The following is a 12,511-nucleotide window of genomic DNA, read 5'->3' as shown; positions in this document are numbered from 1 at the left end:
AAATGACATTTCGCACTGCAAATTCCCTTGCGCTGCGAAGGCGCTCGTGTATAATTTGAATCATTGAACGACGGCGCACACGGCGCCGCAGAGTGCGAAAGCGAACCGCACCACGAGCCAGCCCCGTCGATCTCCCAGTGTCTCCTCCACCCTCCTCCTTTGGTGGATTCAAACCCAAGCTCGATAGCTTGGGTTTTTTTTATTCTGCGCCCGCCGGCGCAAGCGCGCCGGCCCAGCCAAGTGCTCGTTGCGCTGCTTCTGGCCGTCGCCATCGGTTTGGCGACGAACCACCGGCGGCAGGGATGGCACCATCTTGACGCAATCCCCCAACTTTGCTTGTACTTGTGCCTGATTCCGCAGTATACTCGTCGGCTTTTCCGTCATGCCCGCGGGAAAGAATTCAGGGAGAGCCTGCACACACAAGCAGGAAGGTCAGATCCTAAGGGTCGACCGACGACGCAAGTCATGTTTCGGGCAGGTTCTACAAAGTCTCAGGAAAAATCATGAAGACCTTTTCCGCAAAGCCTGCAGAGGTTAAGCGCGACTGGTACGTGATTGACGCGACGGACAAAGTCCTCGGCCGTGTTGCCAGCGAAGTGGCACGCCGACTGCGCGGCAAGCACAAGCCGGAATTTACTCCGCACGTCGACACGGGTGATTACATCATCATCGTCAACGCAGCCAAGCTGCGTGTCACGGGTACCAAAGAAACCGACAAGAAGTATTATCGTCACTCGGGCTACCCGGGCGGCATTTACGAAACGACGTTTGGCAAGATGCAGCAGCGTTTCCCGGGCCGCGCCCTGGAAAAAGCTGTCAAGGGCATGTTGCCGAAGGGCCCGCTGGGCTATGCAATGATCAAGAAGCTGAAGGTTTACGCCGAAGCTGATCATCCGCATGAAGCACAGCAGCCTAAGGCGCTGGAAATCTAAGGGGGCCATCCATGATCGGAAATTGGAATTACGGTACTGGCCGCCGCAAGAGCGCCGTGGCTCGCGTCTTCATCAAGTCGGGCAAGGGCGATATCATCGTCAACGGCAAGCCCATCAGTGAATATTTCGCTCGCGAAACCTCGCTGATGATCGTGCGCCAGCCGCTCGAACTGACTGCCAACGTAGAGACCTTCGACATCAAGGTCAACGTGACCGGCGGCGGTGAAACGGGTCAAGCCGGCGCAGTGCGCCACGGCATCACCCGTGCACTGATCGACTACGATGCCACTTTGAAGCCGACGCTGTCCAAGGCCGGTTTCGTCACGCGCGATGCGCGTGAAGTGGAACGTAAGAAGGTTGGTTTCCACAAGGCGCGTCGTCGGAAGCAATTCTCGAAGCGTTAATGTGTGTTCGGCGGATCCGGTGCAACCGGATCTGGCTGCGCAAGAAAAACCGCACGGTTCGCCGTGCGGTTTTTTTTTTGCCGTGCCTGGCTACAAGACGCGGGAGTTGCGCTCAATGACGGGTTTTAACCACCTTTTACAAATACTTTGCATCTCCCCGGATACAATCCCTGCTCCTGTCGCCCGGAGAACCCGCCGATGAACCGTTGGCCAGACAACCCGCACCGCGCCGGCCTGCCTGCGCTGTGCACCCGTGGCGAATGAAGTACCGTTTGCCGCGCCCGCGCCGGAGTTCGCTGTCCAGGCGCCTGGCGGTACGTTCGCATCTGCCGTGGCCGATGCGCGCGCTGGCCGCGGTCCTGGTTGTCGTTGTGGGGGCGCTTGTCGCAGGGTGGGCGTATGACGCCGGCCGGCGGCTGACGGGCGCGGCACCGGACATCACGGCGGAGAACGCGGCGCTGCGGCAGCAGGTGGCGTCGATGGCGGCGCAGCGTGAACGCTTGCAGGCGGTGGCCAATACGGCCGAAGCACAGCTGCAGATGGCGCGTGCCGCCCAGGAAGGCCTGGCCCAGCAGTTGAAGGCGGCGGAAGGCGAGGTCGCCCAGGTCAAGGAGGATCTGGCCTTCTTCGAAAGCCTGTTGCCGGCCAGCGGCAATACCTCCGGCATCCATGTCCGGAGTTTTCGCGTCAGTCTCGATGAGGCCGACGCACTGAAAATGCATTATCGCTTGCTGATAATGCAGGGTGGATCCAAGGCTTTTTCATCCTTGCCTGAATTCCGGGGTGAGTTACAGTTGGTCGTTTCGCTGATGCGGGATGGCAATCCGGTCACTTTGAGCCTGCCCGAAGCCGGGACCAGCGCGCTGCCGGGCTTGCGCCTGACGCATTACCAGCGGATCGAAGGTGCTTTCGCGCTGCCCGCCGGTGCCGTGGCGCGGGCGGTGACAGTACGAATTTTGCAAAACGGTCAGTTGCGCGCGACCCAGACGGCAATGCCGTGAGGCTTGCGCTGGGCCAGCAACGAGAAGAGGGACCTATGTTGTTTTCCAAGAAGAAAGGCCTGGCGATCGATACCCTGATTGGCCAGCACAGCGTGATCGAGGGCGACCTGACATTTTCGGGTGGTCTGCGCCTGGATGGACGGGTGCGCGGCAATGTGACGGCTGCCGCCGATCAGACCAGCATGCTGGTCATCAGCGAAAAAGGCGTGGTTGAGGGCGAAGTCCGCGTCGGCCACCTGATCCTGAACGGTACCGTCACCGGCCCGGTGCACGCCACCGAACTGCTGGAGTTGCAACCGCATGCGCGCGTGCAAGGTGAAGTGCACTACGCTGCGCTCGAAATGCACCAGGGCGCGTTAGTGGAGGGACGTCTGGTGCCGCTGGGCGGCGGCGAACCCAAGGCACTCCCCAACCTGCTCCTCGCCTCGGGTGCGCAGGAATCCGCCTGATACCGCATCTCCGGTCAGTCCGGGCAGCAGAACCCCTTGAATTCACAGGGTTTCGGCACGATCTTGCCAGAGCGCTTAAAATACAGGCGTATCTAAATAGGAGAACCCCATGAACGCAGTCGCAGAGGCACCCGTTACCGAGGACATGCCGGCCCCGTTCGTCTTTACCGACAGCGCTGCCGACAAGGTCAAGCAGTTGATCGAGGAAGAGGGCAATGCCGATCTGAAACTGCGCGTGTTCGTGCAGGGCGGCGGTTGTTCCGGCTTCCAGTACGGCTTCACCTTCGATGAAGAGGTGAACGAGGACGACACTACGCTGGACAAGAACGGCGTCACGCTGTTGATCGATTCGATGAGCTACCAGTACCTGGTGGGCGCGGAGATCGATTACAAGGAAGACATCAACGGCGCCCAGTTCGTGATCAAGAACCCCAACGCAAGCACCACCTGCGGCTGCGGCTCTTCGTTCTCGGTGTAAGGCTCGCCAGCGCGCCGCGGATTCGGCGGCAATAGAAAAGCGCACCTCGGTGCGCTTTTTTGTTGCTCAGGACCGCCGACGGCTTATTGATCTCGGCGCCACACAACCGGAAACCAGTCCTCGCGCATCCGCTCGCCGCTGCGCAGTCCGATTCCGGGGAAGGGCGGCGAGGTGCGCCCCGGCCGCTCCAGGTAGCGCACGTCGTCGCCCAGGAAACGGGCCGAGAAGGCGCGGCGGCGCCCCGTGCCGGCATTGCCCGCGGCGCCATGCACCGTGCGGAAGTCGAATACCACGGCATCTCCCGGCTCCAGTTCCGGCATCAGGATGGCGTGGCTGCCGTCGTCCACGTCCGGCATCTCCATGAACTGGTCGTCGCCGGCATAGAAATTCTCATTGCTGGCCCAGCGCTTTGGCCGCACCAGCTTGGGCCAGCGGTGCGAGCCCAGCACCACGCGCAAGGTGTTGGCCGTGGTGACCGGGTCCAGCGGGATCCAGTAGCTCGCGGTCTGCAATCCGTCCACGCAGTAATAAGGCAGGTCCTGGTGCCAGGGCGTGGGCTTGGCCGTGCCGGGTTCCTTGACCAGGATGTGCTCGTGGAACACTTGGACCGCCTCGGCCTGCATGATCTGCCCGGCGATCGCGGCGGCCGGGGAGTGCTCGATGAATCGGGCGAAGGGCGCGATGCGCTGCCAGTTACAGTAATCCTCGAAGAAACGGCCGCGTTCGCCGGTACCCACGTTCTCGATGGCGAAGGGGCCGGGCTCGGCGAGATTCTGCTCGAACCCTTCACGCAGCGAAGTCACCCAATCGGCGAAGGCGCCGCGCAGTACCAGGGCGCCGTCGCGCTGGTATGTCTCGATGTCGTCTGCAGTGATTTGCATGATGGTCCCTTGGGTGGCTGGTCCGGGACGAGTATCGGGCCAGGGCATCAATAGGAAAAGAATATATTTCCTATGTTGTAGTATAGGAAATCATGATCGCGTTCTCCTTCCGCCAGCTTGAGTACTTCGTCGCCGCCGCAGAGCACGGCAGCATCAGCGCCGCGGCTCGCGCCCGTCACGTATCGCAGCCCTCGGTGTCACAGGCGGTGGCCCAGCTCGAAGAGGTGCTGGGCGAAACCTTGTTCCGGCGTCAGGTGAGCCGCGGGCTGGAATTGACGCCGGCGGGACAGCGGTTGCTCGGGCGCGCGCGCGATATCCTGGCGCTGGCGGCCGGCCTGGCCACGGAGGGCGCCGGAGAGGCGGCGCGTGGCCTGAGCGGGCAGCTTTCTCTGACGTGTTTCCAGGACCTCGGCGCCTATTACGCGCCCCGGCTGCTGGCCGGATTCCGCCGCCTGCATCCGCACGTTGCCGTCACGCTGTTCGAAGCCGACCTGGCCACGGTGCACCGCGCGCTCACTGCCGGAAAGGCGGAACTGGCGCTGACCTACGATCTGGGTTTCGACCAGCGCATCCCGCGCTGGATACTGGCCCGGCTGGAGCCCTACGCGTTGCTGCCCGCCGGCCATGCGCTGGCCGGGCAGCCGAGCGTGAGCCTGAAGGACCTGGCGGGCGAGCGGCTGATCCTGGAGGACATCGCGCAGACACGCGAGTACTTCCTCTCGCTGTTCTGGGCACATGGCCTGCGGCCGCAACTGCACCAGTACACCCAGACCTTCGAGATGCAGCGCGGGCTGGTGGCGCATGGCTATGGCGTAGCCCTGTCGTGCACGCGGCCGGCGGGCGATCACAGCTATGACGGCCGACCCATCGTCTGCCTGCCGCTGCGCGAAGCCGTGACGCCCCAGCGCGTAGTGCTGGCGCGTTCGCCGGCAATGCGGCCTTCGCCGGTCGCCGAAGCGTTCATCCAGTGGGTTTGCGAGGCGGGGCACGCCGAGCCGGCATAGCGGCGCAGATGCCCGCGTGCTATCGCGGGTAGAGCGCGCCCAATACGCGCGGACCGGCTGCGCCGGTGACGGTCGGCACATTGCCGGGTGCTCGCCGCAGCATCTGGCGCGCCAGCCAGGCAAAGGCGATGCCTTCCACCTGCGATACCGGTACGCCCAGGTCGTCCGAGCTTTGCACCGTCACGCCGGGGAGCGCCCGCGCGAGCAGCGCCATCACGAAGCTATTGCGGGCGCCGCCGCCGCAGACGATCAGCCGCATGGCGTCGGGCGCGTGCGCGCGGACATCTCGGGCGATGGCCTCGGCCGTCAGCGCGGCCAGCGTGGCTTGCACGTCGGCGGGATCAAGCGGCTGGCCGAGCTGGGCGAGATGGCTCTCCAGCCAGGCGGGATGGAAGAGGTCGCGGCCGGTGCTCTTGGGCGGGGCCACGCTGAAGTAGGGCTCGGCAAGCAGGCGCGCCAGCAAGGCCTGGTCGACCTTGCCGCTGGTTCCCCAGGCGCCGTCGGCGTCGTAGGGCAGGCCGTGGTGCCGGTCGATCCAGTAGTCGAGCAGCACATTGCCCGGACCGCAGTCGAAGCCGGTGACGGGACGTGCCGCATCGCTTTCGCCAGCGGCCGGCAGCACGCTGATATTGGAAATGCCGCCGATATTGCAGGCCACCCGCGTCTCGGCTGCATCGCCGAAGAGGGCCTGGTGCAGCGCAGGTACCAGGGGCGCGCCCTGGCCGCCGGCGGCCACGTCGCGGCTGCGAAAATCGGCCACCACATCGATACCGGCAAGCTCGGCCAGCAACGCCGGCTGCTGGCTCTGGCGCGTGTAGCCGATGCCGTCGTAGAGGCCGGGCCGGTGGCGCACGGTCTGGCCATGCGCGCCGATCGCCGCGATGGCGGACGGTGCCATGCCGGCATCGCGCAGCAGCATCGCCACACAAGCGGCATAGACGCGCGCCAGCCCGTTGGCGGCCAGCGCCTCGCGGTGTATTTCATCGTCGCCTGGCTGCTGCAGCGCCGCGAAGGCCTCGCGCAGTTCGGCTGGGAAGGGCTGGTGGGCGGCCGCGAGGACCGCGGGACGCGGTCCCGAGAAATCCACCAGCACGCCGTCCGCGCCGTCCATGCTGGTGCCGGACATGATGCCGATAAAGCAATCCGGGGGTGCGGTCTGCATGCTGGCTGCGGCTCGTTTAGTTGTTGGCGGAAGCCACGTTGTAGGTGCGCAGCGCGTTGATGCGGCTCAGCATCTCGCTCGTATAGCTCAGGAACTGCTGGCGCGCCGGGCCCGACAGCGCGGGCGTGTCGAGCGCGGCGATGGCCAGCGGGTTCAGCGGCACGTCGTTGACGCGGAACTCATAGTGCAGGTGCGGGCCGGTGGCCCAGCCGGTCTGGCCAACGTAGCCGATGACCTGCCCCTGCGACACGCGCTGCCCGCGCTGCATGTTGGCAAAGCCGGACAGGTGGGCGTAGTAGGTGGAGTAACCGCTATGGTGCTTGAGGATGACGATGTTGCCGTAACCGTTCTGCTGGCCGACAAACTCGACCTGGCCGTCGCCCGCGGCCATGACCTTGGTGCCTGAAGGCGCGGCAAAGTCCACGCCCTTGTGTTGTGCCCATTGATGGTGCAGCGGGTGGTCGCGTCCGCCGAAGCCCGACGATACGCGCGAGAACTCCACCGGCGAGCGCAGGAACGGCCGCTTCATGCTGCGACCGTCAAAAGTGTAGTAAGCGCCCTGCGTGCTGCCTTCCGGGGCATACCAGAGCGCCTGGTGCAGCTGGTTGTTGTTGATCAGCTCGACCGCGACCACCCGGCCATTGCGCACAAAAGTACCGTCGCGGAATCCGGCTTCGTACACGATGCGGAAGCGGTCGCCGCTGGTGATGTCGTGATGGAAGTCGATCACGCCGGAGAAGATCGAAAGCATCTGCTGCACGATGTCGTCGGGCACGCTGGCCGCATCCATGGCCTTGAAGAAGCCGCCTGTGGCGATCGCGCCGGACAGCATCTCGTAGTGCAGTTCGTTTTTCACCGATTGCACGCGCGCCTTGTAGACCGGTTCGTCGTCGCCGACGCGCTCGATGACCAATTCGCGCGAGGCCTTTGCGTCACCTCCGAGGTTGGCCTGCAGCGACATCAGCAGGTTGTTCTCGTCGACCTCGGCCTGCACGGTCTGGCCGGGGTTGAGCTCGAACAGGCCGCGCGCCGTGGTGTTGCGGCGGATAAAGGCCTGCGCATCGGGGTCGTCCACGCCGAGCCGCTTGAGCAGGCTGGCAATGGTATCGCCGCGCTGCATGCGCTCCTCGCGCACAAAGGTGGCGTCGGTTTCGGTAAGCTGTTCTAGCTGGGCGCGCAAATCCGGCAGCCGGATGGCCTCCCGTACACGTGGAGCCTGGGGGTCGTCGTAAGCGTTACGGGGGGCCACGCCCATGGCGGCGGCCATGCCCAGCGTGAACACCGTGCCAACCGCTGCCGTCAACTGCTTGCGCCTTCGGGCGTGCAGGGCATTGGTCGGATCGACTAGAACCACCAGCTCACGCGCGAAAACTTCGCGGAGTCTGGACCACATCACGTAAAATTCACTCTTTGGTTCGGGCTGCGCTGCCGCGACGATTTTTTGCCTCGTCTGCCTTCCTCCCCCGAGGTGCGGCGCCTGCCATATTGGTTTGCCGCCTAGAATGGCGGTTGGCCCACGGGATTGTTCCCGTCAGCACAAGAAGCGCGGATTATACCAAAACCGGCCGCAAGCCGTTTTTGAGCCCCGTCTGAATTTTCATGTTTTTCAAAGACTTACGTCATGACTGAAGTTTCCTCCGGCGCTGCCACCTCCTACCCCCTCACGCCCTCCGTGATGCACGCGCTGGAGGTGTCCAAACGCGGTTGCGACGAACTGCTGGTCGAATCCGAATGGCTGGCGAAGCTCGCGCGCAGCGAGGCCACCGGTGTGCCGCTGCGCATCAAGCTGGGCCTGGACCCGACCGCGCCCGATATCCATATCGGCCACACGGTGGTGCTCAACAAGCTGCGTCAGTTGCAAGACCTGGGCCACCAGGTGATTTTCCTGATCGGCGACTTCACCTCCACCATCGGCGATCCTTCCGGGCGCAACGCCACCCGTCCGCCGCTGACCCGCGAGCAGATCGAGGCGAATGCCCAGACCTACTACAGCCAGGCCAGCCTGGTGCTCGATCCGGCCAGGACGGAGATCCGCTACAACAGCGAGTGGTGCGACCCGCTGGGCGCGCGCGGCATGATCCAGCTGGCCGCCAAGTACACCGTGGCGCGGATGATGGAGCGCGACGACTTCACCAAACGGTTCCGCACTGGGATTCCCATTTCGGTGCATGAGTTCCTTTATCCGCTCATGCAGGGCTACGATTCCGTCGCGCTCAAGGCCGACCTGGAGCTTGGCGGCACCGACCAGAAGTTCAACCTGCTGGTCGGGCGCGAACTGCAGAAGGAATACGGCCAGGAGCAGCAGTGCATCCTGACCATGCCGCTGCTGGTGGGCCTGGACGGCGTGGAGAAGATGTCCAAGTCCAAGGGCAACTACATCGGCGTGGCCGAAGCGCCGGGCGAGATGTTCGGCAAGCTGATGAGCATCTCGGACGACCTGATGTGGAAGTACTTCGAGCTGCTGTCGTTCCGGCCCATGAGCGAGATTGACCTGATGAAGCAGGAGATTTCCCTGGGCCGCAACCCGCGCGACTGCAAGGTGATGCTCGCGCAGGAGATCGTCACGCGCTTCCACAGCGCCGCCGATGCCGACCGCGCGCTGGAAGATTTCAACCACCGCGCGCGCGGCGGCGTGCCCGACGATATCCCCGCGGTCAGCCTGACCGGCGCACCGCTGGGTATCGCCCAGTTGCTCAAGCAGGCCAACCTGGTGCCGTCCACCTCGGAAGCCAACCGCAATATCGAGCAGGGCGGCGTCAAGATCGACGGCGCCATCGTCAGCGACAAGGGTTTGAAGGTGGCTGCCGGCACCTATGTCGTACAGGTGGGCAAGCGCCGTTTCGCGCGCGTGACGCTGGCTTGAGCCCGGCCGGGAACCGCGCATGATCGCGCTGATCCAGCGGGTCGCACAGGCCCGCGTCACCGTCGGCGGACGGACCACCGGCGAGATCGGCGCCGGGCTGCTGGCGCTGGTGTGCGCCGAGCGCGGCGATACCGAGGCGCAGGCCGAGCGCCTGCTCGCCAAGTTGCTGGCCTACCGCATATTCTCCGACACCGACGGCAAGATGAACCTGCCGGTGCAGGACATCGATGGCCGCGGTACGCGCGGCGGCCTGCTGGTGGTGTCGCAGTTCACGCTGGCCGCCGATACCAACAGCGGCACGCGGCCAAGCTTCACCCCGGCCGCGGCGCCGGCGGACGGCGAACGCCTGTACAACCATTTCGTGGCCAGGGCGCGCGCTGCGCATGGCGAGGTGCAGACCGGCGAGTTCGGCGCCATGATGCAAGTCAGCCTGATCAATGACGGGCCCGTCACGTTCTGGCTGCGGGTACCGCCCGCCGCCGCGCGCTGATGCCGTAGCCGCCGCGCCCACAGGATCGCCGATGACCCAGACCGTTACCCTTTTCATTGCCACCAGCCTCGACGGCATGATTGCCTCGCCCGACGGCGGGGTGGACTGGCTGTTTACCGCCGGCGACTACGGCTTCGAGCCCTTCCTCGCCAGCGTCGACCGTATCGTGTCGGGCCGTGTCACCTACGAGCAGAGCCTCGGCTTTGGGCCGTGGTCCTATGGCGACCGCCCCTTCCACGTGTTCAGCAGCAGCGCCGAACCGCTAGCGCGGCCCGAAGGCGGACCCTGGCGGATCGAACAGGAGGCCGAGCCGGTGCAGCAATGGCTGGCCCGCTTCAAGCATGAGCACAAGGACCGCGACGGGCACATCTGGCTGCTCGGCGGCGCGCAGGTGGCGCAGGCTTGCCTGGCCGCCGGCCTGGTCGATGCGATGGAACTGTTCGTCCATCCCGTCGTGCTGGGGCAGGGCATTGCCCTGTTCACCGGCAGCGGGCGTTCGGACTGGCGCCTGGAGGCGCATCGCGCTTTCGACGACGGCCTGCTACAACTCAGCTACCGCCTTACCTCACCGCCGGGACCGGCCACGGCCTGATCCCGCACGCCGCGCCGCGCGCGGCGCCTACCAGCAAGGAGAGACACATGAAACTCTGTAGCAAGGCTTTTGCCGACAACGGGCCCATTCCCGTCGAATTCGCCTTCTGTGCGATCGATCCCGCCACGCACGTGACACTGTCGAGCAACCGCAATCCCGACCTGCACTGGGACGAGGCCCCGGCCGAGACGCGCTCCTTTGTGGTGATCTGCCATGACCGCGACGTGCCCAGCCGTGGCGATGACGTCAACCAGGAAGGCCGCGAAGTGCCCGCCTCGCTGCCGCGCGTGGACTTCTTCCACTGGGTGCTGGTGGATATTCCGCCCGGCCTGCGCACGATTTCGGCCGGCAGCCACAGCGATGGCGTGATCGCTCGCGGCAAGCCGGGCCCCGAGGCAACCGGCGGCACCGCCGCCGCGGGCGGCCTGCGCCACGGCGTGAACGACTACACCGGCTGGTTCGCCGGCGACCCGGACATGAAGGGCGATTACTACGGCTACGACGGCCCCTGCCCCCCGTGGAACGACACCCTGGTGCACCACTACGTGTTCACCGTCTACGCGCTTGACCTCGACCGCCTGCCGCTGGATGGCACCTTCACGGGGGCGCAGGTGCGCGAAGCGATCCAGGGCCACGTACTGGCGCAGGCAGCGATCACGGGCACCTATACCCTCAATCCGAAGCTCGCCGGCCACCCGGCACAGTAAGCTACCGGCAGGCGGTGCGAAGGTACTGTCTGCCAGGGCCGCCACGAGACCGCGTAGCGTCGCGTAAAGGAAACGGCATGTCGCAATTGCCCGGGCCGCATTCGCTGGCCTTCACCCACCTGATCCTGATTCGTCACGGTGAGACCGCCTGGAACCGCGAGCGGCGCCTGCAAGGGCAGCTCGACATCCCGCTCAACGCCACTGGCGTGGCACAGGCAGATGCGCTGGCCCGGGCGCTGGCGGCAGAGCCGATCGACGCGGTCTACGCCAGCGACCTGTCGCGCGCAATGCAGACGGCGGCGCCGCTGGCCGGGGCGCTCGGCCTCGCAGTGCAGCCGGATCCCCGTCTGCGCGAACGCTGCTACGGTGCGCTCGAAGGCATGACCTACGCGGAAGTGGCCGAACAATTGCCCGAGGATTTCGCCAGGTGGCAGGCGCGCATCCCGGACTATGCGCCCGATGGCGGGGAGTCCTTGCTGGCCTTCCATGAGCGCGCGGTGGAAGCCGCGCTGGCGCTGGGGCGCCGCCATCCCGGCGAGCGCATCGCCCTGGTGGCGCACGGCGGTGTGCTGGACTGCCTGTACCGCGAGGCCAACGACATGACGCTGGAAGCGCCGCGGCGACATGAACTGCTCAACGCCAGCATCAACCGCCTGCGCTGCGACAGCGTGCGGCTGACGGTCATGCAATGGGCCGACGTGGACCACCTCGAAGCGCTGACCCTGGACGAAGTCGACCGCCGGGTCCCTTAGCCCCGCTGGCCGCTGCCCGTCAGACGCGCAGGCGGAAGGGCGTGAAATTGGTGTTGCGGTCGTAGTAGTCTTCGCGTTCGGCCTGCTTGAGGAATCGCACCACCTTGTAGGTGACCGGCGTCATCACCACTTCCCAGCCGGTCTTGAGGATGTATTGGGCGATGGCCACCTGGATCACCTTTTCCAGCGGCCATATGCCGTAGAAGGCGATCACGTAGAACAGCGAGGAATCGACCAGTTCACCGGCCAGCGTGGAGCCGATGGTGCGCGTCCACAGCCAGCGGCCTTCGGTCCACAGCTTCATCTTGGCCAGCACGTAGCTGTTGGCGAAGCTGCCGCAGCAGAACGCGATCAGCGAGCCCAGCGCGATGCGCCAGGTATTGCCGAAGACATCTTCCAGGCTCTTCTGGTAGTCGCCCATGAAGGGCGCCACCGGCATCTTCAGCACCACCAGGCTCATGAAGGTGGCGAACGCCAGGGCGGCGAAGCCGGCCCAGACCACGCGGCGGTCGCGCCCGTAGCCGTACACCTCGGTCAGCACGTCGCCAAAAATATAGGAAATCGGGAAGAACAGCACGCCCGCGCCGAAGGTCACCGGGCCGATCCACGGCAGCGTGACCTGGGCCGCCTTGGCCGCGCCGATAAGATTGGAGCAAAGCAGGACCGTGACGAACGCCACCATCACGAGGTCGTAGTAACGGTAGACGCGCCCGGTGTGGCCGGGCGTGGCTGTGGATGTGGTCATCGGGGTGTTCCGGGGGCGGCCTTGCCGCGATTATGCCAGCCACGCAAACAC

At 65.2% G+C, this 12,511-nt stretch carries 15 protein-coding genes; 11 read left to right on the top strand and 4 right to left on the bottom strand.

Annotated features, from left to right (window positions below; genetic code table 11):
• Nucleotides 1–503: 503 nt before the first annotated feature.
• The 5 genes from rplM (at nucleotide 504) to erpA (ending at nucleotide 3,264) form a co-directional block, all read left to right on the top strand.
• On the top strand, nucleotides 504–932 hold the full coding sequence (gene rplM / locus AC1DS6_RS31365; protein ID WP_017226025.1) for a 50S ribosomal protein L13: 429 nt from the start codon (nucleotides 504–506) through the stop codon (nucleotides 930–932).
• Between the two features lie 11 nt (nucleotides 933–943).
• Entirely contained in the window at nucleotides 944–1,336 is a 393-nt protein-coding gene (rpsI, locus tag AC1DS6_RS31360) for a 30S ribosomal protein S9 (RefSeq protein WP_045237843.1), read from the top strand.
• 338 nt (nucleotides 1,337–1,674) lie between these two features.
• The gene (locus AC1DS6_RS31355; RefSeq protein ID WP_477103879.1) at nucleotides 1,675–2,337 is read left to right on the top strand and encodes a DUF6776 family protein; all 663 of its coding nucleotides are present in this window, start codon (nucleotides 1,675–1,677) and stop codon (nucleotides 2,335–2,337) included.
• A 35-nt stretch (nucleotides 2,338–2,372) separates the two neighbouring features.
• On the top strand, nucleotides 2,373–2,786 hold the full coding sequence (locus AC1DS6_RS31350) for a bactofilin family protein (protein WP_045237844.1): 414 nt from the start codon (nucleotides 2,373–2,375) through the stop codon (nucleotides 2,784–2,786).
• A 109-nt stretch (nucleotides 2,787–2,895) separates the two neighbouring features.
• A complete protein-coding gene (gene erpA / locus AC1DS6_RS31345; protein WP_017225530.1) occupies nucleotides 2,896–3,264 on the top strand; it encodes an iron-sulfur cluster insertion protein ErpA in 369 nt (122 codons plus the stop codon).
• An 83-nt stretch (nucleotides 3,265–3,347) separates the two neighbouring features.
• On the opposite strand, the gene AC1DS6_RS31340 is transcribed toward erpA, so the two are convergent.
• Nucleotides 3,348–4,145, bottom strand: a complete 798-nt coding sequence (locus AC1DS6_RS31340; protein ID WP_441629162.1) for a phytanoyl-CoA dioxygenase family protein — start codon at nucleotides 4,143–4,145, stop codon at nucleotides 3,348–3,350.
• 92 nt (nucleotides 4,146–4,237) lie between these two features.
• Between AC1DS6_RS31340 and AC1DS6_RS31335 the strand changes: the two genes are divergently transcribed.
• Entirely contained in the window at nucleotides 4,238–5,149 is a 912-nt protein-coding gene (locus AC1DS6_RS31335; protein ID WP_276290161.1) for a LysR family transcriptional regulator, read from the top strand.
• 19 nt (nucleotides 5,150–5,168) lie between these two features.
• Here AC1DS6_RS31335 and AC1DS6_RS31330 read toward each other — a convergent pair whose 3' ends face one another.
• The gene (locus AC1DS6_RS31330) at nucleotides 5,169–6,311 is read right to left on the bottom strand and encodes an anhydro-N-acetylmuramic acid kinase (protein ID WP_441629158.1); all 1,143 of its coding nucleotides are present in this window, start codon (nucleotides 6,309–6,311) and stop codon (nucleotides 5,169–5,171) included.
• Nucleotides 6,312–6,327: 16 nt separating this feature from the next.
• Nucleotides 6,328–7,704, bottom strand: a complete 1,377-nt coding sequence (locus AC1DS6_RS31325) for a M23 family metallopeptidase (RefSeq protein ID WP_276290159.1) — start codon at nucleotides 7,702–7,704, stop codon at nucleotides 6,328–6,330.
• A gap of 228 nt (nucleotides 7,705–7,932) precedes the next feature.
• On the opposite strand from AC1DS6_RS31325, the gene tyrS reads away from it, so the two are divergent.
• The 5 genes from tyrS (at nucleotide 7,933) to AC1DS6_RS31300 (ending at nucleotide 11,715) form a co-directional block, all read left to right on the top strand.
• Entirely contained in the window at nucleotides 7,933–9,174 is a 1,242-nt protein-coding gene (tyrS, locus tag AC1DS6_RS31320; RefSeq protein WP_276290158.1) for a tyrosine--tRNA ligase, read from the top strand.
• Nucleotides 9,175–9,193: 19 nt separating this feature from the next.
• The gene (gene dtd / locus AC1DS6_RS31315) at nucleotides 9,194–9,664 is read left to right on the top strand and encodes a D-aminoacyl-tRNA deacylase (RefSeq protein ID WP_477103878.1); all 471 of its coding nucleotides are present in this window, start codon (nucleotides 9,194–9,196) and stop codon (nucleotides 9,662–9,664) included.
• A 31-nt stretch (nucleotides 9,665–9,695) separates the two neighbouring features.
• On the top strand, nucleotides 9,696–10,256 hold the full coding sequence (locus AC1DS6_RS31310) for a dihydrofolate reductase family protein (RefSeq protein WP_441629152.1): 561 nt from the start codon (nucleotides 9,696–9,698) through the stop codon (nucleotides 10,254–10,256).
• A gap of 47 nt (nucleotides 10,257–10,303) precedes the next feature.
• Entirely contained in the window at nucleotides 10,304–10,963 is a 660-nt protein-coding gene (locus AC1DS6_RS31305; protein WP_441629150.1) for a YbhB/YbcL family Raf kinase inhibitor-like protein, read from the top strand.
• A gap of 77 nt (nucleotides 10,964–11,040) precedes the next feature.
• A complete protein-coding gene (locus AC1DS6_RS31300; RefSeq protein ID WP_477103877.1) occupies nucleotides 11,041–11,715 on the top strand; it encodes a histidine phosphatase family protein in 675 nt (224 codons plus the stop codon).
• A 19-nt stretch (nucleotides 11,716–11,734) separates the two neighbouring features.
• On the opposite strand, the gene AC1DS6_RS31295 is transcribed toward AC1DS6_RS31300, so the two are convergent.
• The gene (locus AC1DS6_RS31295; RefSeq protein ID WP_441629146.1) at nucleotides 11,735–12,460 is read right to left on the bottom strand and encodes a queuosine precursor transporter; all 726 of its coding nucleotides are present in this window, start codon (nucleotides 12,458–12,460) and stop codon (nucleotides 11,735–11,737) included.
• Between the last annotated feature and the right edge of the window lie 51 nt (nucleotides 12,461–12,511).

It is taken from the genome of Cupriavidus sp. 05L310, assembly GCF_056398185.1.
This window is presented reverse-complemented; position numbering and strand designations above follow the sequence as displayed.